This window comes from Dyadobacter sp. CY326 (assembly GCF_021390515.1).
In the GTDB taxonomy this organism is placed as follows: Bacteria; Bacteroidota; Bacteroidia; order Cytophagales; family Spirosomataceae; genus Dyadobacter.
The window spans coordinates 224,831-245,215 of sequence record NZ_JAJUXI010000005.1 but is presented as its reverse complement, the minus strand read 5'-3'; the positions used below and the strand labels follow the sequence as shown (position 1 = coordinate 245,215).

The window sequence follows — 20,385 nt, the reverse complement described above, 5'->3', positions numbered from 1 at the left end:
ATGAAACTGAATTATAAACATTGGATATTTTTTGCAGCATTGGGCTCAATCGGGCTGGTGTCTTGCGACACGGAATTTCTGGACGTAACTCCTCCTACTGAAATTCCGGCAGAAGAAGTTTGGAAAGACGGCGCATTAGCCGAAGGATTTGTAACGGGAATTTACGCTGGTCTTCAGCAAGGTGGTTTAGGTGAGCAAATGCTCGCTTCCCTGACTGATGAAGCTGTTTTTACCCATACAGGCCGAAACATTAATACGGTGAATGAAGGAAGTTTGAGTCCTTCGAACCTGGGCTGGGTGGATGACACCTACGGCTGGGGACCAATGTATACGCGTATCCGCGCTGCAAACATTGCCATTACAAACTTGCAGACTGCAACATTCGCGGATGAATCACTGAAAGCGCGGTTGATGGGAGAAGCTTACTTTTTGCGTGGCTACTACTATCACCAACTGGTTCGGTATTACGGTTCTGCTCCGATCATCACAAAGGTTTATAACCTGAATGAAGACTATTCAGTACCACGTAACACATTCGAAGAATGCGTAAACCGCATCGTTACTGACCTAGATAGTTCTGCTTTGTTACTAAAAGGCAAAACACTTCCAAAAGGCCGGGCAAGTGAAGTTGCGGCGTTGGGTTTGAAATCAAGGGTTTTGTTATACGCTGCCAGCGATTTGCATGATATGCCTACTGCAAAAGCAAAGTCAACTGTGCTTGCTGCTTATCCTAACCCTGAATTTCTTGGTTATCTTACGGGAGATAGAAAAGCGCGGTGGACGGCTGCACAACTTGCTGCAAAAGCTGCATTGGATGCAACAGATGGTGGTTACAAACTTAATCTGACTGCTCCGGTAACGGCTGCACAGGGAAGAATCAACTACATTTCAATTGCAATGGGCGGCGCCAGCGGTGATAAAACACTTGACGCCTCTGCTGCAAACGAAATCCTTTTCGGCCGTTATTTTACACCAAGCCTTAGCGAAGGTGCGCGTCAGACCGGTTTGAACAACGGTCCAAACGGTTATCACAACTGGGCTGGAAACACGCCGATCGGAACATTGGTTGATGATTACGAATTGATGGACGGAACGCCTTTCAGCTGGACAAACCCAGTGCACAAAGCTGCTCCTTACAAAAACCGCGATCCACGTTTCTACGCAACAATCATGTATGACGGCGCAGATTGGAAACCACGTCCTTCGGATGCGAAAGATCCTGCAAACCAGATCCAGACAGGCGCTTATGACCTTTTGGATGACAAAGGTGCTTTGATCAACCGCAAAGGATTGGATACCCGCAGCAGCTCAATTGAAGACTGGAATGGTAGCCGCACAGGTTATTACATGCGTAAATTCATTGATCCAAACCCTGCATTGTATGACAATACAGATCGCCAGAATATTCCATGGCCGTTTTTACGTACAACTGAGGTCGCGTTCAACTACATTGAAGCGAGTATTGAATTGGGTCAGGAAGCGCTTGCCTTGACTTGGTTGAATAGAATCCGTTTCCGTTCTGGTATGCCTGCATTGAAAGTGACTGGCACTGCTTTGAAAGAAGCATACCGTCATGAAAAACGCATTGAAATGGCTTACGAAGAGCAGCGTTACCATGATGCACGTCGCTGGATGGTTGCTCCAACTACGCTTGGTCGCCCGTTGCAGTACATTACGGTAATTGGCAAATTTAAGCCGGGTAAGACAATGAAAGAGCCGTATCACTATGATACAACGGTTTACGATTATACTTACACGCCGGTGATAGAAAAATCGCATGAGAACCGCACATGGAACGACAAAATGTATTTCCGTCCGTTTGGCCGCGATGAGATCAACCGTAATGCGAAGTTGGTCCAGAATCCAGGTTACGACAAGTAATATTTTTGATTTTGCAGAAGCAGCCACGCCCCAAAGGTGTGGCTGCTCTTTGTTTGTGGCAGGCATACTTTTGGCCATGATAGCATTGGAACCAACGCAGGTTTCGATTTTGCCTCAAATAGATGAAAAGCAAGCAAATAATTCTCGAAATGGGAATCGTGGTTGTCTCCGTTTTGTACGGTCTGGGCAACGTCGTTTCCGCGGACCGAACCGAGTCAAAAAAACGACCGGAACCGGAAACTCAGGCGACTCGTGTTATCATCGAAAAACGTGTTCAGGTCAGACCGGAGGATTTGCCTGAGCAGGTGAGAAAAACATTGAATGACAAGTCTTACGCAGGCTGGACGATTCAAGACGCTTACCTGGTCACCGCCGATGATGGATCGCAATATTTTGAACTAGTCGTTCGCAAAACGGATGAGCAGTCCCGGATGAAAATCGACAAAAATGGGCAGGTTCTTAATTAGCTTTAAGTGTCGTTTTGAAGACAAATCCCCCAAAACGTGGATCTGGCTCGACACAACCGCAATGTCGGAATTTTAGCAAAACGCTGATTTTTAGGTGATTATAGCTTTTGGCATAATCCTGTTTATAACTGTTTCAAATGTGCAAGTGCACAGAAACGGTATAAACAAGTTTCCAAAAAAACTTCATTATGAGAAAGCTAATAGTATCGGCAGTAGCCATGACACTGATTTCTTTCGCTTCTGTTCAGGCCAATGCTCAAACAACTGAGGCAGCACAAACAGAAACAAAGCAGGAGACAACCACAAAAACTACGACAACTTCCAAAGAAGAGAAAGTGGCGGTAAAGCCGGAAGATCTTCCGGAAGGAATTAAGAAGACGATTAAGGGAGAAGAGTTTTCTGGCTGGACAGTAAAAAAAGCATTTTTAATAACTGAGGGCAGCAACGAATATTACGAATTACAAGTAGCCAAAGGCAGTGAAAGTGCCAGGGTGAAATTGGATAAAGACGGAAAGAATGTAGGGTAACAATTAGTTGATAATTTTTGTGAGAAACAGCCGGGAACTTCCCGGCTGTTTTTTTTATGCCTTTGCATTATTCATATTGACCGTTGAATAAACTGATTTCAGCTAATTGAACCCTCGTCTGTTTATTTGCCAAATCTGCATTTACACAAAAATCAATATCAGCAATGGCAAATTTGAAAACAGTGCTCGACCAATGGTCAGTAAAGGATTTGGAAGATAATTCAGCAATTAATGTGCTCGTGGAGGCATGCACGGAGCTCGGAAACAGTGGTGTTCCCGGAATTCAGGTCGTGAGTATGGGGCAAATCATAACTTACGAGCCAAATATCGTCGAGCAATGGGCTTATAAAGCAGGAAAGCAAAATCAGGAAGAATATTTTCTGGAAGACAAATCCTGGACTTTTCATGAAGATCAATACATTAAGCATTATCTCGTGCTCGGAAGTCCGCTGAAAGCCCGCATCACCGTTAAGACACGCAGCTCAAAGCCTATTACAAAAGAATACGAACTGCCATTCGAAGTTTAAATTTTTTGAATATACGTTCCAACCTTTTTCTCGCTGACAGTTTCTTTTAGTTGTATTTAAAAAGCAATATTTAGCATGAAAAAGACAATTTTATTCGCACTAATCTGGGTAGCCGCAATCGCGTGCGAGCAGAAAGAAGATGCAACACCACAAGCAGATCTGAAAGTAACGAGCGTTCCTTACCGGCAGCTGACCACCATCGAAACTTCCGGCGCCGACCTGAAAGTGGATCTGCGCGAAGTAAATGACAGCCGTTGTCCAAAAGATGTGGTCTGCATCCAAATGGGAAGCGCCAAAATCAAGCTGACCGTTTCCGACGGAGTGAACCAGGCAGAGGTGAATGTTGAGTATAAAGGCGATAAAAAGGCGGATTCTCAGGAATTCATATTAAGCGGACAAAAATATGCATTGAGCGTAAGTGAAGTGCTACCTTACCCGATCAGCACGCAAACGCCTAACATTGAAGATTATAAAGTAAGCGTTACGATCGAAAAGTTGAAATAGGTTAAGTTTGGGTATGAGGGTTCTGGAAAGGAGTCTGACTTGATAGTCGGGCTCCTTTTTTGCGTTACGGGCATAGTTTTATGATTCTTGTTTAAATTAGCATCACAAACCTAAATTCTGCCTGATAAGCATGGAACAGCAATTTTCCCGGCGTGAAATCGTCAAAAGTATTGGATTTACAAGCTGTGCAATGCTGCTGGATCCGTTAACATCACTTTCACAAACTAACCAGAAAATCATGTTGCAACGCGCTATTCCTGCAAGCGGCGAGAAACTTCCGGTCATCGGACTTGGATCGTGGCAACAGTTTGATGTCGGTCCGGGAGCGGCGGAGCGCGCGCAGCTGAAAGAGGTTTTGGGTAAAATGGAAGAACTCGGCGGCAAGCTGGTCGATGCTTCTCCAATGTACGGCCGAGCTGAACAAGTGATCGGTGACCTCTCTGGCGAGTTGAAAAACAATGACAAATTCTTTTTCGCAACAAAAGTCTGGACGACGGGCAAGCAGCAGGGAATCGATCAAATGAATGATTCCTTAAAAAAAATGGGTCGCAAGAAAATGGACTTAATGCAAATCCATAATCTGCAAGACTGGGAAACGCATTTGAAAACGCTCAAAGACTGGAAGTCACAGGGAAAAGTGCGCTACATTGGCATCACGCATTACACGGATTCTGCACATGCGCGTCTGGAACAGATCGTTAAATCCCGGGAAGTTGATTTCGTGCAGTTAAACTATTCGATCCGGTCCAGAAATGCAGAAAAAAGTTTACTAAACGCCGCCAAAGACAATGGTGTAGCAGTCATTATTAATGAACCTTTCGAACAAGGCGCATTGTTTCGAGCGGTGAAAGGGAAGGAGCTTCCGGCCTGGGCAGCAGATTATGACATTCAAAGCTGGGCACAGTATTTCTTAAAATTCATTGTTAGCAATGATGCTGTAACATGCGCGATTCCAGGCACTTCGGACGTCAAACATTTGATAGACAACCTCGGGGCTGGCTTAGGGAGAATGCCGGACGCAGCCGGAAGGAAAAAGATGATTGCGCATCTTGAAACGGTTTAGCATTTCAATGTGCAATGCCTACGCGAAGCGCCCTTAATCCCGTAACTCCTTGTAAATCTTCAACTTCAAACTGCTCAACATCCGTTTCCAGCAGCTTTGCCGACTGCAAAGTGGCAATGTAACCCTTATATTCCTGCACTTCGGCTTCATTTGAATAGACAATCGTGACTTTACCGGCCTTGGTTATTCGCTCGTTCGTATGCTTGATGCAGGCTTTGTCAATGCGTTTCTTCACAATTTCGAACCGGGCATTATAGCTGCCATCCACATCGAAGCGCTTTTCGTCCATGCGAAAACGGATGGAAATCGCTTCATGATAAACCAATATCAGCGTCGTCACGTCCAGTGGATAAGGAAGTGCATTCATTTTGTGATGATGGGCGATTTCCATTTTGCACAAAACTTCAAGCTGCCAGAACCGCAAGGCATGCAAATGCTCCATATAAAATGGCAAAAAAGGCGAAATAGAAGCGCCAATGTACAAATTATGCTCTACGCCATCCGTTTTGAAACGCTCATAATAATGCGGAAAAACGAGTTGCGCTTCCTTCTGGCTTTCGTCGATAATGTTGGATAACGAGTTGTTTATGATGGCAATGGTGCGTTCATATTTGCGCCGTTCATCATGAAAACTCCCTGATAATGTGTTTGTTTCTTCAAAATACTGACTGATTCCCGGCAATAACAGCGGATCTGTCACTTGCCTGAAATGGCTGTGAATGTCGCTGTCCAGAAAAGCCCTGATGTGCTGCTCTGTTGTGGCTATGATCGGCACGTGCAATTCACCCAGATAATCGCGCAGTTCTTGTTTTGCGGTTTCAAAAGACTTGGTCGAGTCGAGGCGTTCAATTGCTTCCAGTAATTGGAGCGCTGCACGAACCTGCCGTTGTAAATCCGCTGTTGCACTCGTATTTCTGGCATCAGAAGAGCCTTTAATGTCAATTTGCCCATACATGGGAAAAACGTTTTCGAAAACGATCTCTTTTAAAGCATAGGTCGCACCAGCTTGTTGATAATGGATAAGTTGCTCAGCTTCTGTCTCAAATTTCCAATAAACGCTCGGATGCAATGTGGTAAACTTTTCCTGAATTACGGCACGGATCTGGTTTTGAACCTGGGCCACAAGCCTTTCGACCGTGTCCGTCAAAAACGGCATGACGACGTCCAGTTTGTTGGCATTAATGCTGTTGAGTTTCTTAGTGTCTGGCGAAACAACTTCAAGAACACCCAAGAGCACATCGTTTTTGACAACCGGCGCGACGATGAAGCTCTTAAAACCTTGCTCATCAAAATGACGAACGAAATGACTGTCCGGGAATTTGTTCAAAAACTCAACTGTGTCCGAAACCGCGAAATAATTTCGTTCATCGATCAAACAATTGTAAGAATAGGAGCATAGCAACTCAGAAGCAGTCACTTCCCGACCTTTTGGCAATATATAACTGTTCATTTCCCGGCCGAACTCCGCGATTTGAAACTTCTTTTGTGCCGCATTATAAAGTGTAAACCCAACGTGAATATCCTCGATTTGGTAAATCGATTGAAAAATAGACTCCACACTTTCGCGGAAATCATCCGCATTCAGACCGAGTAATTTTTCTTTAAACGTGGACACCGCATTTTCAACTGTCGCATCAAAAAGTGTCATAATTGAAAAGCCGGTGAGCATCCAGCTTTCAGGAGGAAATTTCTCTTTCCAGAGTTCCAGGTTGTTATAGTTGTCAATCAGAAGGTCCAAATCGGCCTGAGTGATTGGCAATGCGCGCTCAGAGGGCGTAATGTCCATGGAATCACCGTTGTACATTATACGATAATGCCGCGTAATGCCCTTGGCCGTTGGAATGTCATAAAACAGAGGCCTACCGAAATCCAGTCGCGTTCCATAATAGGAGTTCAGGATCATGCAGCAACTGAAAATGTAAAATTCGGCGTCATTAAAATCGCGGATATTGATCTCAAACTCAGCACCGGCAGCGTCCAGAATATTTCTCAGCCGCTGCGTGTGGTTAAAAATGATCCCGGTGTAAGGAATGTTAACCGCCTTAATTTCATTCAATGTCAACGCAGCAGGGAAATAATCGGCGAAAAGTCGCTTCAACAGCGGCGCATTGTTGCGAATTTGTGACGAATCAGTGATCCCCGTCCGGAATTCAGGAAACGGCGCAATGTCTGCCAGCAGCGCTTTTGCTCGCACATGATCGGAATGTGAAGGATCGGCCGCCCGGGCTTCAAACTCATCGATTAATTTAGCAAAGCTCAGCTGGATCTTGAAAGGGCTTTCAAAAAGGGAAAGTAATTGCATATGCCGTTTATCTTCCCCTAAAAATAGCTATTTCATCTTAAACTGCTGTCTGGTTTGTGTCATCTTCTGCAATTTGAAGCACTTTGTCCATCGTAATAGGCAAGTTACGGACCCGAACGCCTGTGGCATGGAAAACGGCATTTGCAATGGCTCCCGCGACACCAATGATCCCAATTTCACCCACACCTTTGACGCCCAGCGGATTTACAATGGCATCTTTTTCTTCCACAAAAATCACCTCAATGTCATTAATGTCCTTATTGACAGGCACATGATATTCAGACAAGTTGTGGTTCATGAAGCGGCCCAACTGATGGTCCATTTTTGTGTCTTCTTCCAAAGCCTTGCTGATTCCCCAAACAACTCCACCCAGGATCTGGCTTCGGGCGGTTTTCGGATTCAGGATTCTTCCAGCCGCAACGGCACACACCACCCGCGTAACCCGCACAGTCCCAAGGTCCTCATCCACTTTCACTTCCGCAAAAACTGCTGCATGCGAATTGAATGTGTATTTCATCTTATTGAACATATTGGGGCCGCTTGTTGCCGTTTCTTCAATGTTGTTCACACCAGCAAGCCGCAATAAGTCTTGGATCGAAATGGTTTTGGAAGGGTCGTTGTGGCTTGTAATGTAACCCGCATCTATTAAAAGATTTGTCTTATCAAAGCCATAAAGCGGTGAGTTTTTCGTCTTAACCGCGAGTTTTTGCAGTTTCTTCTTCACTTTCTCACACACACTTTTGACAGCCGCGCCAATGGAAGCAGCCGTCCACGACCCGCCTTCAAGCGGGGCGAGTGGCAATGCTGTATCACCCAGTTTGAAGGTTACATCGTCTATTTTCACCCCGAGACTTTCGGCTGCAATCTGCGTCATAATGGTGTAAGTGCCCGTTCCAATGTCCGAAGTTCCGCTGCTCACAACAAGCTTACCGTCAAGGGACAAAAACGCTCTTGCCCGCGCCGGCGCTTGAAATGCATCCCAGGCAGCAGTGGCCACACCCCAGCCAATGAGCTGATTGCCTTCACGCATGGACCGCGGTTCATTGCTTCTGGCTGTCCAGCCAAATTTCTCTGCGCCTTCCCGGTAACACGCAATTAACTCCTTGCTGGAAAACGGTTTGCCTTCCTTTTGATCTTCGTCAGCATAGTTTTTAAGTCTGAAAATCAACGGGTCCATTTTCAATTCATAAGCCAGCTCATCCATTGCACTTTCTATTGCATGAGCGCCTGTGACCGCGCCCGGCGCGCGCATATCGAGCGGGGTGAACATGTCCAGGTCCACGAGCTCGTATTTCAGTTTCACATTGTCGCAATGATACATTGTTCCGGACCAGTTGACGATGATTTCTGTATAGTTTTCAAACATCGATGTTTCCGCGAAAGCCTCATGCTTAATGGATTCCAGAGAGCCATCTTCCGTTGCGCTGAGTTCGAGCTGCTGAAAAGTTACCGGACGGTGTCCAAACGAAAACATCTGTTGCCTCGTCAACCCAACCTTAACTGGTCTTTTCAATTCCAATGCGGCCAGCACAGCCATAAATAATTGATATTGAGGCCTTAATCCCGAACCAAATGCGCCACCGACAAAAGGTGAAATCACGCGCACGTCTTTATAAGCAAGTCCGAAAACGTTTCCAATGTAAAACTGGCAGTTGGAAACGCCCTGCGTTTTGTCATAAACGGTCAATTTCTCATTTTCCCAAATTGCCGTCGTTGAAAACAATTCCAACGGATTATGATGCTCGGCGCTGTGCTTGTAAGAAGCTGAAATTTTGTGATCAGCAGCTTCAAAAGCCTCATCCGCATTGCCCCGTGACTTGGGTTGCACATAACCCAATTTGCCCAGCGGCGCTTTGTGCGAGCGATGCAAATTTTTAATTAAGTCCGTTGTATGTGGATGCACTTTATATGCAACTTTGACCAGCGTCGCAGCATAACGGGCCAATTCAAATGTGTCCGCAACCACCAACGCCACCGGCTGCATGCTGTAACGGATCCTGTTGTCATGCAAAGGGCGGAATGGCGCGCCCGACGGAGCATCCATATCCTTATATTTGATATTAAACCAGGGCAATCCAGAGACATTTTCATGCGTAAAAACGTGCAAAACACCCGGCAACGCCAGTGCTTCCGTAGTGTCAATGCTGGCAATTTTGCCTTTTGTGATGCCGCTGGATACGACGTAACCATAAGCCATGCCGTCGACTTTAAAATCGGCCGAATACTCCGCAGTGCCCGTTACTTTCGCCTGTCCATCCACGCGGCTGATGGGCTTTCCTATATATTCCGTTTTCATAAATTTCCTCCCGATTTAAGCGCCTCATTCAATGCGCGGACAATGGCACGTTTGGCCAATTCAATTTTAAAAGTGTTGGCGCCATAGCCGATCGCTCCTTCCAGCAACGACTCCGCGATTGCGTGGAAATTTTCCGAAGAAGCTAGTTTGCCCAAATAACCCGCTTCCAATGCCGCATTGCGCCAGGGTTTGTGCGCAACGCCGCCCAGCGCAACACGAATGTCTTTGATTGTATTGCCTTCCAGCTCCAATGCGGCAGCAACCGACACGAGCGCAAAGGCATAGGACTGCCTGTCGCGCACTTTCAGGTAAAATATGTTTTTGGTAAAATTGCTTGGCGGAAGGTCAATGGAAGTAACCAGTTCGCCTTCTTTTATATTCGTGTCAAGATGCGGGGTTGTGCCCGGCAATCTGTGAAAATCTGCAAATTCTACAACTCTGTCGCCCTGAATTCCCGTCACATTCACTCTCGCGTCCAATGCGGCAAGCGCCACGCACATGTCGGACGGATGCGTCGCGATGCAACTTGAACTCGTTCCCAAAATGGCGTGAATGCGGTTAATCCCGTTTATAGCGGAACAGCCCGAGCCAGGCTCACGCTTGTTGCAAGGCGTTGCCGTGTCGTAAAAATAATAACAGCGCGTTCTTTGAAACAGGTTTCCCCCATTGGTTGCCATATTACGCAGCTGTGGGGAAGCGCCCGCCAGAATCGCTTGGGAGAGGAGCGGATATCGCTGTTCGACTAATGCATTCCAAGCTGTGTCGGCATTGGTGGCCAGCGCCCCAAGTCGCAAACCGCCTTCTGCTGTTTCAGTAATTGATGCAAGATCCAGCCGGTTAATGTCCGTCAAATGCGCGGGCTGCATGATATTTTCCTTCATCAAGTCAAGCAAATTAGTGCCTCCTGCGATGAATCTGGCGTGTCGGTGCTGGTGGAGGTCCGTTACAGCTTCTGCAACGTCATTGACCCGGTTGTATGAAAAACTATTCATGCCATTTTTGATAAAACTTCCATAATCGCCGCATTGATATTGTTGTAAGCGCCGCACCGGCAAATGTTTCCGCTCATCAATTCTTGAACATCTTCCAGTGAGTCAGCCCGGCCTTCATTGATCATTCCCACTGCTGAGCAGATCTGCCCTGGCGTGCAGTAACCGCATTGAAAAGCGTCATGTTCGATAAATGCATCTTGCAGCGGATGGTTGCGTTCACCGTCCGCAATGCCCTCAATGGTCGTAATCTCCTCGCCATCTTTCATCACCGCCAAGGTCATACAGGAGTTGATTCGTTTTCCGTTAATCAACACCGTGCAGGCGCCGCATTGACCTTGATCACAGCCTTTTTTTGTTCCTGTCAGTCCTGCATATTCCCTGATCGCATCGAGCAGACTCACCCAGGGTTGCAGTTGGAAATTATAAGTTTGGCCATTGATCACAAGCGTGACCGGCTGGTATGCTGGCAATGCTCTTCTTTCTTCCGCGATCTGCTCGAAGACAGCTGTATCGTTTTTCATACTTTCAATGGTGAATAGTTGTTGGTCCCGGATCGCATGAAGATTGCATTGCAACCGCTGGGGCAATGATATAAAAAATTATTCCTGTCCAAAACGTGTGCTTTTGGCCAAATGTGGGATTTTTTGAGGCTTTCCGCGATCGATAATGTGTTTATTTTTGAAAGGAAAAAGCAAATGTGGATCAGGGTAGTAATGCTTTTGGAAGTCTTTTGAGATAAATTGCCTGCAACGGATCCCGTTATTTATGTTCAATACAAAAGACGAAAATATATCCCGCCGCGATTTCATTAGCCGCACGGGCGTAATCGCAATGGGCAGTGCGCTCGTTCCTGACCTCGCAAGCGCTTCTTTACACGCTCTTGAACCCATGAAAAAAATCCGCATTAAAAATGTCGATTCAAACTTTGAAAGAGAGCCTTTGAATCCTTACCGATTCAAAGGAAGCGCCATTACGGACAGCTGGCAGGCAATCGCAATGCTTGAATCGGATGCTGGGCATAAAAAGGTGGGCATAGGAACGCAGGGTGTGCTTTGGTCGGATTCAAAGGTTTTTGCTGGACATTCGGAAAGTGCAGGCAATGCAGTAATGTACGCGATGAGCGAGCGGGTGTTGCAAATGATCAAAGGAACTTCATTCTCCAATCCGGTTCAGTTACTGGACGATATGCTGCCCGAAGTGCTTGCTTATGGCAAAAAGATCACTGGGAATCCCGATCTGCGTAAAACCTTCGCGCTCAATGCATTGGTCTGCGTTGATAATGCAGCCTGGCTCTTGTACGCAAAAGAAAACAACATTGATCAATTTGATAAACTGATCCCTGCGGCTTACCAGCCGGGATTGTCTTACAAGCATCAGAAAGTAGCGAGCATCCCTTCATTTAGCGTCGGAACATCGGCCGAGCGCATCAAGCAAGCGGCTGATGAAGGTTATTTTATCATGAAATTAAAGACCGGATCTGCCGGGACGCAGCAGGAAATGATCGAAAAAGATATCGCATTTCTAACAGCAGTTCATAAGGCGATCGGACATTACGAAACCTCATACACGCAGCACGGCAAAATTCCGTATTACTTTGATGTAAATGGCCGCTACGAGAAAAAGGAAACGCTGCTGCGCTTCTTGGATCACGCCAGGAAAATTGGCGCTTTTGATCAGATCGCCGTCATAGAAGAGCCGTTCGAAGAAAGCAATGAAACCTTCGTGGGCGACTTGGGCGTGCGCATTGCGGCCGACGAAAGTGCACACACGGTTGAGGACGCGGCACACCGCATTGAGCTGGGTTACAGCGCCATTGCCGTCAAAGCAATTGCTAAAACCCTCAGTATGACCATGAAAATCACGCAGCTGGCCTACGAAAAAAAGGTGCCCTGCTTTTGTGCAGACCTGACCGTAAATCCGATTCTTGTCGATTGGAATAAAAATGTAGCCGCGCGGTTGCAGCCATTTCCCGGCATGAGCGTTGGCTTACAGGAAACCAACGGACACCAATATTATAAAAATTGGGAAAAGCTGATGACCTATCATCCCCGAAAAGACGGCTCATGGGTGCGCACGCAGCTAGGCGTTTACCTGACCGACGAGTCTTTTTACGCGGAAAGCGGCGGCATATTAACGCCTTCCGCACATTACGACGACTTTTTCAAAACCGAACATTAATTATACAAATCAAAGCATAAAAAGCTGCTGATCAGTGCATTCCTTTTTGGTCAGTTTCAAAATCCGGCTTCCTAGTTTGTAAGTAAGGCCTTGTTTTGCTTCCGAAAAAGACGCCTCTGAGGCGGAATAAGCGACGAGCTTATGGGCCATTTCATCGTAAATGTATTTGCGGCGAACTGCTTGCTGGACATTTGCCGACTCAACCCGCGCAGAATGGTTGCTGGAAGCGATTTTTGGTTGATTTCCGCGCACATAAGCAGCGGCAAGGGCGCCCGCAAAGAATGCGGAGCCGAGGAAAATGATGGAACGTTTCATGGTTATGGCTAACGATTGCGTAAAACTTGTTTTACTCAATGACAAATTTGACCCATAAACCGTTGAAACAAGCAAGCAATTGTTTAATGTGTTCAATTCGTTATCCGGAATGTCGATTCGCGCTTTTGAATCGTATTCTACGCTAACCGATCTTGGCTAGAAAAGCCTTGATATTGTCCCGGAAACCCCTCGTCCATTTGATTTTATCACCGGTCGAAAGGTGGACGATATATTCGCCGTTGAAATAGTTTTCCAGCTCCGAAATGTAGTTCAGATTTACAATGCTGGAACGGCTCGTGCGGATCATCAGGGATGGATCAAGCCTGCTTTCCAAACTGCCGAGGCTTTCGTAAATGGTGTAAATTTTTTGGCGCGTATGCAATGAAATGTAGTTGCCATCCGCCGTGAAATGTGTAATGTCATCCAGTTTCACCAAATACATCCGACCCGCCTCCTTCACCAGGATTCTTTGCAGAAAATTTCCGTCTTTTTTTTCGATTTGTTCCCTTAGCAGGCTGTTAACCAGCTCTTCCACGCGTGGTTGGGCTTTTTGGCTGAGGCGTTCTTTGACCCTTCCCAATGATTGGTGAAAACGGATCTCATCAAATGGTTTCAACAAATAATCCACCGCATTCACTTCAAAGGCACGCAACGCATATTGGTCAAAGGCAGTCGTGAAAACTACAAAAGGCTGATGGTGCGGCCAGATTTCTTTCAACACGTCAAAGCCGTTGAGCTCGGGCATTTGAATGTCGAGAAAAATAATGTCCGGTCTGTGTTGCAGCACCTTAACGACGGCTTCGGAACCATTCGCAGCTTCATCCACCTCCTCGATTGTCCGGTCGTCTTTCAGGAATGTGCGGATGACGTCGCGCGCCAGAATTTCATCGTCTATGATCAGACAACAGTGCTTCATTTGGTGATTTTGTTTTTGGGTTGCCCGTTAATGTGAAGTGTAACAATGGTGCCGCCTTCGGCTGGTTGATCAAAAATAAGCTTTGCTTTTTCGCCGTAAGCTTGTTCAAGCCTCAAAACGGTGTTTTCCAGCCCCATTCCCATGCCATTCGACTGCTTTTGCGCTGATTGGCCCCGATTCCGTTGTCGGCAATTTCAATTTTCAGTCCATCCGTTCCCATACAAGTCGTTATGCTGATCAGTGCATTGGTTGTAAGATCTGAAATGCCGTGCGTCACAGAATTTTCGACCAATGGCTGCAAAATAAGTTGCGGCAGCGGGCAAAGTTCGGAGGCAGGATCAATGTTGTATTGCACTTTCAGGCGATCCTGAAACCGGATCTGCTGAATGTCCAGATATTGGCGCGTAAGTTTCAATTCTTCCTGCAAAGGAATAAAATCCGCTTTCTGGTTGACCAGCACAGCACGCAAAAGATCGCTCAATGTAGTGATCATTTGCGTCGCTTTGCGAATGTCGTTCTTGATCATCAGGCTCACCACAGCGTGTAGCGTGTTGAACAGAAAGTGCGGATTAAGCTGCATTTTCAATGATTGCAACTGCGCATTGGCCAATTGTCCGCGGAGCTGCTCATTTTTGAGTTCCGTCTCAAAATGCTGTTGCTTCAGTTCCTGATACATATAGATGTACGAAACCTTGTTGAAGCCGACCACGAGCAACATATATTGCCCAAAGCTGCTTGTGTAAGCCATGAAAAACGAAAAAATGTATTTTTCAAGCGGCACGGCCTGGCCTATGGCCATAAACATCAGTGGGTTGGTTATATAGTAATGAAAAGTGTTAACCAGAATGTTCAGAAATGTAACGATGAGTAAATGATAAAAAACCGGCAACATTAACCCTTCCTTTCTTAGTCTGAAAGTGATAGGAATTTTGAGGGAAGCATACAAGATCAATGGCGTGGTCGACCACCAAAAAAGTCCGTCCAGCAGCCAGATAAAAACCTCATGCATGCCCATCGACGATCCCTGCCGGAGGAGCCAGAGCATTGTAAGCTGCCAAAAGGTGATTACGGCAAAAATGCTCCAATATCCAAATGAATAACGCCAGAACTCACTGACCGAAAGCGGAAGTTTTGATTGATCCAGAAGTCGCCGAACAAAGGCCATATCAGGCTTTTTTAGCTTTAAATTTAATTTTTATTGATAAAAGCAAAACTAACCCATCCCCTCATCTTTTCCCCAGCACATTATGCGAAGCGTTTTTATTTTTATGTGAAGTGAAGTGGGTGGCTAGGTAGAAATAAAAAAAAGTGCGTCAACTTGTAACGTATTTTCTGTTGAGTCGTCTATGTCTTTGAAATGGATTTACAAGCCTTTAACCAACGCATTCTTCCTGTGCAAGGCCGCCTGTTCCGACTGGCGCAAATGTTTCTTCGTAACCGCGAGGAAGCGGAAGATGCCATTCAGGATGTGTTTCTCAGACTTTGGACCAACCGGCAACAGCTGGAAAGTTATCAGAGCATAGAGGCATTGGCTGTGCAAATGACAAAGAATGTATGTTTGGACAGGCTCAAATCGCATCACAAACAGAAAATGCAACATGATGCCGATGTGACCAGCGTGCAGGCCGCTGAACTTTCGCCTCACCGTCAGCTCGAAAACAGTGACGACCACGCGCTCATTCATCGTCTCATCGACGAACTGCCTGAGCAGCATAAGCTCGTGATGCATTTGCGTGATGTAGAAGAATATTCAATTGAGGAGATCGAGCAGATTACGGGGCTGAGCAATGCGAACATTCGCACAATCTTGTCCAGAGCGCGGCAAAAGCTTCGTGAACGTTATTTAAAAGCAAGCAACTATGAGTCAGGATATTGAGATATTATTGGAAAAATATTACGATGGTGAAACGTCCGTGGAAGAGGAGCGGGAGCTGAAAAATTTTTTCCAAAACGCGCATGTTCCGGAGCATTTGAAAAGCCATGCGGCGCAGTTCAATTATTTTACCGAAACACGCAATGAACATCCTTCATTACTTTTTAGCAGTCAGCTTGCGGCGCAGCTGGACCCGCCTCAGCAAACTCCGGTGCGGAAAATCACAAGCTGGATTGTCCGCATTGCGGCAGGGCTTGCATTGTTAATCGTCGGATTTACAGGTGGCTGGTTGATGCAGAGGAAGTTTGTGGGAAATCCGAATGTGGCTTCATCCGGAGCGGAAGCTTCGGCAAATGAGATGAAGAAAGTGCTTGCATTTGAACAAATGAATGTGACCTCAGCCAGTGAGCGGATCTTGGCGGTCAATCAAAGCTATGATATGGCCCAGGTTGACACGGATATCACCCAGTTGCTGATTAATACGCTGAATTTTGATCCGAATGTGAATGTTCGTCTTGCCGCTTGTCAGGCGTTGCTGCACTTTCAGAGTGAACCCGGCATAAGCGAGGCGCTTATTCAATCGCTGGCGATCCAGTCCGATCCTAATGTGCAGATTTCGCTCATTGAATCGCTCGTTTCAATCAAGGAAAAACGTGCCGAAGCGCAATTTATGCAAATCGCCAACAACCGAGATGTCCTCGATGTGGTCCGGCTCAAAGCCGAAGAAGGCATCACGCGCTTGCGTGCAGATGCCTGATTAACAGAATTTTATCCATTATTTATATTTATTACCATGAAAACAATACGCTTAATTGGTGCGGGATTGCTATGCCTTGCACTTTCTGCAAATGCACAGGAATACAAAACAAAATTGCCTGCTGGTGCAGGGAAAGTGACTTTTGAAATGGGCGCTGGCGATGTCAAAATTGAAGGCCATGGCGGTGACGATGTGATTATAACCGCATCCTCCGGTTATGAAGGCCCGCCAGAACGGGCAAAAGGATTGAAACCGATTTATTACGCGGCTGTTGACAACTCGGGCATTGGACTAGCAGTGACACCGGAAGCGGGCGGGCTGAAAATTGAGAAGGCAACCCGCAAATCGGTGAAATACACGGTGAAGCTTCCAAAAAGGGCATCGATCCTTTACACGCAAACCAACTGGCAGGGCGGCTCGGCAGTGAGCATCAGCAATGTGGACGGCGATCTGGAAGTGCGCACCAACAATGCGGACATCGATCTGAACAATGTGACCGGGCCGGTGGTTGCAAACACAACGAGCGGCGAAATCAAAGCACTTTTTTCAAATCTTAACCAGCAAAAACCGACGGCGATTTCTTCGATAAGCGGTGTCGTGGACGTGTCGCTTCCGGCAGTTGTGAAGTCAAACCTGAAACTGCGCTCGATCAACGGAGAAATGTTCACCGACTTTGACCTCGGCATCAAAAGCACCAAGGACGGAATGTCAAAAGTGGGCGGTGGAAGCAACATTGAAGGGACCATCAATGGGGGAGGGGTTGAAATGAATCTGCATACAATTAGCGGAAACATTTACATCCGCAAGCAAAAATAATCTTCACATTTAGCATTATTAGCCATGAAAAACATTGTCCTGACCTTCATTTTCGCATTGAGTTGCTACGCAACATTTGCGCAGAAAATCATCCAGAAAAACCTTCCTTACACTGCGGGTAAGACGGTCAACTTAAACCTGAAATTCGCAGACAGCATTCGCGTGCGCTATTGGGATAAGCCGGAAGTTTCGGTGAAGATTACGGTTACCATTAACCAGGGCAGACTCAATGACGCGCTTACGGTGACTGAAAAAACAACCGGCGAGGAAGTGGCGCTCAGCACCGATTATGATAAAGAATTGATCAGAGCGGGTCAAGCGGAAGACTGCCCGGAAAGCAAAAGCTCATGGAGCAGCGATGATGGGAAAAACCGGATTTACGTTTGCAGCGAAATCAATTACCAGGTTTTCATGCCGAAAAATGCGCAATTAAATTTGGAAACCATCAATGGCAACATTGACATTCAGGGAGCGGTCACAACCGTTCATGCCAAAACCATCAGCGGATATGTGGACATGAGCTGGCCCAAAGGAAAGGGCGCAAATGTGGCCATGAAGACAATTACCGGTGAAGTCTACTCCGATCTGGACATTGTATTCAAGGATAAAAAACAGAAAAATCCGATCGTCGGCTATCTGCTGGAAGGAACATTCAAAGGCGGAGGTCCGGAAGTAAGACTGGAATCCATCAGCAACGACGTTTATTTACGCAGCAAGGAATAATCTAATTTTCAGGAAAAAGCGGAAAACCCGAAAAAGGGCAGGATTGCTTCAAATCTTGCCCCCATCGAGGCGTTGTTACACCCCAACCAAACAGCCCGATCACCCCAAAAACACAACTTCATTAAAATGAATAAATTATACTTGCAACCAGTTAGCAGGGAATCAATTGCCGTTGACTGGACAAAAAGTTTTTTTATTCATTTCACTAAAACACATGAAGACACAGAGTAAGTATTTGGAAGAAATTAACAGGTTGCTAGCAGATTATTTGAAAGAAATTGAACAATCAGATTTAAAGCCATTGTCGGCACAGGTTTACCAGGTTCAGTCTAAAAACTTCGTTAGGTGGATCAATGGTGAGTTCACACCAGGCCAGGTCAAAAAATCTAAAAAACAATCGCAGGACAAATTGCAAGGTTAAGCAACATTCAACCATATTTACTCTCCGTTCCTCTTCAAATTCTCAGGCGTTCATGAATGCCACATTGCCAGTCCAGTTACCAGAGTCCCCTTAAACACGAAACACCTTCACGGCAGGACCGGAAGGTGTAATATATACTCAACGTTTATAACGTATTTCATACGTTCATGCTTTGATGACCCTTCCACTCGCCTGCACAACCACCACACAAAGAAGGATATACAAACATACAATCAAAAGTTAAAATTAGATGTAGCGGCGTGTCAAATAAATTGTAGCAATTTCTCTACAAAATTTACGATCATTTTTAGATACTTTTGTTCTTTTCGTTTTCCCTTCCCAAAAAATAATTGCTGATATTGAAGGTTTTTAAGTAAACCAAGATATGACGCTGTATAGAATAGTTTGGATTAAATTGATTGGGAATTAGCAAAACGTGACGCACATTAGTATTAAATGAGATCCATTCTTGATTGGCCGGTAAGGAAACAATTAGCTGAGGAAACGAATGTCCTCAATATTGCACGCATTAAAGTCTTAACATACTCGCTTCATCTCCGGCTCGTAACCACAACCATATTGCTCGCGCTTTACATTGCCGAAGGGCACACCTTTCAAATCAGGCGCGTTGCCTGTCTGCTCGGGATAATCGGTCTTTATTATCTGGTGTTATATCTCGGGCTCAATTGGAAAAAGGCCATCCACATTGCCATTCTGGTCTTTGAGGGCATTATTCTGACGAATCTTTTCTTGTTCGAACACGGCTTTCACCTAGTTACACTGCAATATGTTGTGATTGTCAGCATGTATGCTTTCTACGGCTTAGGCAACCGCTGGGGGACATTTTACTCCGCGCTTGGCGTGGCGCCGTTTATTATTTTTATGTTTATCGAAAACCAGTTCGGGATCGACATTCCATGGGGACCACGAGAGGCAGAAAAAGTGACGGTTTTCATTCAGCTGCTTCACAATTTCGCCTTCTTTTTTATTATCAATTACTTCTTTTTCGATTCTTTTTACAAGACAATCAATGCGCTGGATGCCCGCACCATTGAACTGACGGACAGTCTGACGTTTCTTGAAGATTCGCAGAACAGGCTGCAAACTGAATATTCGCACCAAAAATTGCTGCTGGCAAGCATCTCGCATGACATTAAAAGTCCGCTCCGGTTTTTGATGGCCACAACCGGGCGGCTTGCCAAAAGTCATCCCGATTTGCCAACTGTGCGCGCGATCAGCCAGTCGAGTTACCGGTTGTATCATTTTATGAAAAACTTGCTGGAATACACGCAATTTCGCTATCGGAACATTCGCGTAACATTTGTGTATCTGGATGTCTATGAGCTTATTGAACAAAAATTTGCCATTTTTTCGGGTGAAGCGGAGAACAGCAGCAACACTTTTATCAACAGCATTGAACCGGGCGTAATCCTGAAAAATAACCTCCAATTGCTTAGCATTATCCTGCATAATTTGATTGATAATGCCAACAAAGTGACGCATCACGGCACCATCGAAGTTGCACATATAGACCACCGTGAAAAACTACATTTGACGGTGAAAGACACGGGGCCCGGAATGAGTCCTGCGCTTATTAAATGGATCAATAGCGATGAAAAAGTGCCCAGTCCCGAGCTCGACCCCGACAGTTTTGGCATGGGGCTCGTAATTGTAAAGGAAGCCAGTGCTTTAATTCAGGCAACGTTGTTTGCGGAGCCGAATGGGGCACAAGGCGCGTGCGTTCACATCATTTTTCAGAAATAAATGTTGTAGTGAAAGTTCTACGTATATTCGGTTCATAAGATACATTTGAGGAAAAGAGAAAAG

At 45.9% G+C, this 20,385-nt stretch carries 21 protein-coding genes; 13 read left to right on the top strand and 8 right to left on the bottom strand.

Going from position 1 to position 20,385, the window contains the following annotated elements; all coding sequences use genetic code 11:
- The 6 genes from LZG73_RS11715 to LZG73_RS11690 all read left to right on the top strand — a co-directional run bounded on the left by LZG73_RS11715 (position 1) and on the right by LZG73_RS11690 (position 4,969).
- Positions 1 to 1,881 carry a RagB/SusD family nutrient uptake outer membrane protein gene (locus tag LZG73_RS11715; protein ID WP_233849123.1) on the top strand — a complete coding sequence of 627 codons (1,881 nt, stop codon included), beginning with the start codon at positions 1 to 3 and terminating at the stop codon, positions 1,879 to 1,881.
- Between the two features lie 122 nt (positions 1,882 to 2,003).
- Positions 2,004 to 2,348 (top strand): hypothetical protein, encoded by a 345-nt coding sequence (locus LZG73_RS11710; protein WP_233849121.1) that lies wholly within the window; start codon positions 2,004 to 2,006, stop codon positions 2,346 to 2,348.
- Positions 2,349 to 2,536: 188 nt separating this feature from the next.
- Positions 2,537 to 2,875 (top strand): hypothetical protein, encoded by a 339-nt coding sequence (locus LZG73_RS11705; RefSeq protein ID WP_233849119.1) that lies wholly within the window; start codon positions 2,537 to 2,539, stop codon positions 2,873 to 2,875.
- A 164-nt stretch (positions 2,876 to 3,039) separates the two neighbouring features.
- A complete protein-coding gene (locus tag LZG73_RS11700) occupies positions 3,040 to 3,402 on the top strand; it encodes a hypothetical protein (RefSeq protein ID WP_233849117.1) in 363 nt (120 codons plus the stop codon).
- Between the two features lie 75 nt (positions 3,403 to 3,477).
- Positions 3,478 to 3,906, top strand: a complete 429-nt coding sequence (locus LZG73_RS11695; RefSeq protein ID WP_233849108.1) for a hypothetical protein — start codon at positions 3,478 to 3,480, stop codon at positions 3,904 to 3,906.
- 130 nt (positions 3,907 to 4,036) lie between these two features.
- Entirely contained in the window at positions 4,037 to 4,969 is a 933-nt protein-coding gene (locus LZG73_RS11690; protein WP_233849106.1) for an aldo/keto reductase, read from the top strand.
- A gap of 4 nt (positions 4,970 to 4,973) precedes the next feature.
- Here LZG73_RS11690 and LZG73_RS11685 read toward each other — a convergent pair whose 3' ends face one another.
- Genes LZG73_RS11685 through LZG73_RS11670 form a run of 4 tightly spaced genes read right to left on the bottom strand, consistent with a single transcriptional unit; the run spans position 4,974 to position 11,080 of the window.
- Positions 4,974 to 7,271, bottom strand: a complete 2,298-nt coding sequence (locus tag LZG73_RS11685; RefSeq protein ID WP_233849104.1) for a hypothetical protein — start codon at positions 7,269 to 7,271, stop codon at positions 4,974 to 4,976.
- A 37-nt stretch (positions 7,272 to 7,308) separates the two neighbouring features.
- Positions 7,309 to 9,567 carry a xanthine dehydrogenase family protein molybdopterin-binding subunit gene (locus LZG73_RS11680; protein WP_233849101.1) on the bottom strand — a complete coding sequence of 753 codons (2,259 nt, stop codon included), beginning with the start codon at positions 9,565 to 9,567 and terminating at the stop codon, positions 7,309 to 7,311.
- Positions 9,564 to 10,559 (bottom strand): xanthine dehydrogenase family protein subunit M, encoded by a 996-nt coding sequence (locus LZG73_RS11675; protein ID WP_233849099.1) that lies wholly within the window; start codon positions 10,557 to 10,559, stop codon positions 9,564 to 9,566. Before LZG73_RS11675 ends, LZG73_RS11680 begins: the two co-directional genes overlap by 4 nt.
- Positions 10,556 to 11,080, bottom strand: coding sequence for a (2Fe-2S)-binding protein (locus LZG73_RS11670; protein ID WP_233849097.1), 525 nt, complete (start codon positions 11,078 to 11,080; stop codon positions 10,556 to 10,558). Before LZG73_RS11670 ends, LZG73_RS11675 begins: the two co-directional genes overlap by 4 nt.
- Before the next feature lie 310 nt (positions 11,081 to 11,390).
- On the opposite strand from LZG73_RS11670, the gene LZG73_RS11665 reads away from it, so the two are divergent.
- Positions 11,391 to 12,737 (top strand): enolase C-terminal domain-like protein, encoded by a 1,347-nt coding sequence (locus LZG73_RS11665; RefSeq protein ID WP_409014335.1) that lies wholly within the window; start codon positions 11,391 to 11,393, stop codon positions 12,735 to 12,737.
- A gap of 9 nt (positions 12,738 to 12,746) precedes the next feature.
- On the opposite strand, the gene LZG73_RS11660 is transcribed toward LZG73_RS11665, so the two are convergent.
- The 4 genes from LZG73_RS11660 to LZG73_RS11645 all read right to left on the bottom strand — a co-directional run bounded on the left by LZG73_RS11660 (position 12,747) and on the right by LZG73_RS11645 (position 15,133).
- On the bottom strand, positions 12,747 to 13,052 hold the full coding sequence (locus LZG73_RS11660; RefSeq protein WP_233849090.1) for a hypothetical protein: 306 nt from the start codon (positions 13,050 to 13,052) through the stop codon (positions 12,747 to 12,749).
- A gap of 142 nt (positions 13,053 to 13,194) precedes the next feature.
- A complete protein-coding gene (locus LZG73_RS11655) occupies positions 13,195 to 13,968 on the bottom strand; it encodes a LytTR family DNA-binding domain-containing protein (protein ID WP_233849088.1) in 774 nt (257 codons plus the stop codon).
- Complete coding sequence (locus LZG73_RS11650; RefSeq protein ID WP_233849086.1) at positions 13,965 to 14,105, bottom strand: hypothetical protein; 141 nt, start codon at positions 14,103 to 14,105, stop codon at positions 13,965 to 13,967. The genes LZG73_RS11655 and LZG73_RS11650 overlap by 4 nt, the downstream gene beginning before the upstream one ends.
- A complete protein-coding gene (locus LZG73_RS11645; RefSeq protein WP_233849084.1) occupies positions 14,081 to 15,133 on the bottom strand; it encodes a sensor histidine kinase in 1,053 nt (350 codons plus the stop codon). The genes LZG73_RS11650 and LZG73_RS11645 overlap by 25 nt, the downstream gene beginning before the upstream one ends.
- A gap of 192 nt (positions 15,134 to 15,325) precedes the next feature.
- On the opposite strand from LZG73_RS11645, the gene LZG73_RS11640 reads away from it, so the two are divergent.
- The 6 genes from LZG73_RS11640 (at position 15,326) to LZG73_RS11615 (ending at position 20,322) form a co-directional block, all read left to right on the top strand.
- Positions 15,326 to 15,844: an RNA polymerase sigma factor gene (locus LZG73_RS11640; protein ID WP_233849082.1), complete on the top strand. Its 519-nt coding sequence runs from the start codon at positions 15,326 to 15,328 to the stop codon at positions 15,842 to 15,844.
- The gene (locus tag LZG73_RS11635; RefSeq protein WP_233849080.1) at positions 15,828 to 16,598 is read left to right on the top strand and encodes a HEAT repeat domain-containing protein; all 771 of its coding nucleotides are present in this window, start codon (positions 15,828 to 15,830) and stop codon (positions 16,596 to 16,598) included. Before LZG73_RS11640 ends, LZG73_RS11635 begins: the two co-directional genes overlap by 17 nt.
- A gap of 36 nt (positions 16,599 to 16,634) precedes the next feature.
- A complete protein-coding gene (locus LZG73_RS11630; RefSeq protein ID WP_233849078.1) occupies positions 16,635 to 17,414 on the top strand; it encodes a DUF4097 family beta strand repeat-containing protein in 780 nt (259 codons plus the stop codon).
- A 24-nt stretch (positions 17,415 to 17,438) separates the two neighbouring features.
- Positions 17,439 to 18,137, top strand: a complete 699-nt coding sequence (locus LZG73_RS11625; protein ID WP_233849076.1) for a hypothetical protein — start codon at positions 17,439 to 17,441, stop codon at positions 18,135 to 18,137.
- A 214-nt stretch (positions 18,138 to 18,351) separates the two neighbouring features.
- Complete coding sequence (locus LZG73_RS11620; protein ID WP_233849074.1) at positions 18,352 to 18,558, top strand: hypothetical protein; 207 nt, start codon at positions 18,352 to 18,354, stop codon at positions 18,556 to 18,558.
- A gap of 456 nt (positions 18,559 to 19,014) precedes the next feature.
- Positions 19,015 to 20,322, top strand: coding sequence for a HAMP domain-containing sensor histidine kinase (locus tag LZG73_RS11615; protein WP_233849072.1), 1,308 nt, complete (start codon positions 19,015 to 19,017; stop codon positions 20,320 to 20,322).
- Positions 20,323 to 20,385: the final 63 nt, after the last annotated feature.

What these genes read in the sequence shown, in the direction of transcription:
- LZG73_RS11710 (WP_233849121.1), top strand. Translation starts at nt 2,004, where the DNA reads ATGAAAAGCAAGCAAATAATTCTCGAAATGGGAATCGTGGTTGTCTCC.
- LZG73_RS11675 (WP_233849099.1), bottom strand. Translation starts at nt 10,559, where the DNA reads ATGAATAGTTTTTCATACAACCGGGTCAATGACGTTGCAGAAGCTGTA.
- LZG73_RS11640 (WP_233849082.1), top strand. Translation starts at nt 15,326, where the DNA reads ATGGATTTACAAGCCTTTAACCAACGCATTCTTCCTGTGCAAGGCCGC.
- LZG73_RS11625 (WP_233849076.1), top strand. Translation starts at nt 17,439, where the DNA reads ATGAAAAACATTGTCCTGACCTTCATTTTCGCATTGAGTTGCTACGCA.
- LZG73_RS11680 (WP_233849101.1), bottom strand. Translation starts at nt 9,567, where the DNA reads ATGAAAACGGAATATATAGGAAAGCCCATCAGCCGCGTGGATGGACAG.
- LZG73_RS11635 (WP_233849080.1), top strand. Translation starts at nt 15,828, where the DNA reads ATGAGTCAGGATATTGAGATATTATTGGAAAAATATTACGATGGTGAA.
- LZG73_RS11670 (WP_233849097.1), bottom strand. Translation starts at nt 11,080, where the DNA reads ATGAAAAACGATACAGCTGTCTTCGAGCAGATCGCGGAAGAAAGAAGA.
- LZG73_RS11655 (WP_233849088.1), bottom strand. Translation starts at nt 13,968, where the DNA reads ATGAAGCACTGTTGTCTGATCATAGACGATGAAATTCTGGCGCGCGAC.
- LZG73_RS11685 (WP_233849104.1), bottom strand. Translation starts at nt 7,271, where the DNA reads ATGCAATTACTTTCCCTTTTTGAAAGCCCTTTCAAGATCCAGCTGAGC.
- LZG73_RS11715 (WP_233849123.1), top strand. Translation starts at nt 1, where the DNA reads ATGAAACTGAATTATAAACATTGGATATTTTTTGCAGCATTGGGCTCA.
- LZG73_RS11700 (WP_233849117.1), top strand. Translation starts at nt 3,040, where the DNA reads ATGGCAAATTTGAAAACAGTGCTCGACCAATGGTCAGTAAAGGATTTG.
- LZG73_RS11650 (WP_233849086.1), bottom strand. Translation starts at nt 14,105, where the DNA reads ATGGGGCTGGAAAACACCGTTTTGAGGCTTGAACAAGCTTACGGCGAA.
- LZG73_RS11690 (WP_233849106.1), top strand. Translation starts at nt 4,037, where the DNA reads ATGGAACAGCAATTTTCCCGGCGTGAAATCGTCAAAAGTATTGGATTT.
- LZG73_RS11660 (WP_233849090.1), bottom strand. Translation starts at nt 13,052, where the DNA reads ATGAAACGTTCCATCATTTTCCTCGGCTCCGCATTCTTTGCGGGCGCC.
- LZG73_RS11705 (WP_233849119.1), top strand. Translation starts at nt 2,537, where the DNA reads ATGAGAAAGCTAATAGTATCGGCAGTAGCCATGACACTGATTTCTTTC.
- LZG73_RS11695 (WP_233849108.1), top strand. Translation starts at nt 3,478, where the DNA reads ATGAAAAAGACAATTTTATTCGCACTAATCTGGGTAGCCGCAATCGCG.
- LZG73_RS11630 (WP_233849078.1), top strand. Translation starts at nt 16,635, where the DNA reads ATGAAAACAATACGCTTAATTGGTGCGGGATTGCTATGCCTTGCACTT.
- LZG73_RS11620 (WP_233849074.1), top strand. Translation starts at nt 18,352, where the DNA reads ATGAAGACACAGAGTAAGTATTTGGAAGAAATTAACAGGTTGCTAGCA.
- LZG73_RS11665 (WP_409014335.1), top strand. Translation starts at nt 11,391, where the DNA reads ATGGGCAGTGCGCTCGTTCCTGACCTCGCAAGCGCTTCTTTACACGCT.
- LZG73_RS11645 (WP_233849084.1), bottom strand. Translation starts at nt 15,133, where the DNA reads ATGGCCTTTGTTCGGCGACTTCTGGATCAATCAAAACTTCCGCTTTCG.
- LZG73_RS11615 (WP_233849072.1), top strand. Translation starts at nt 19,015, where the DNA reads ATGAGATCCATTCTTGATTGGCCGGTAAGGAAACAATTAGCTGAGGAA.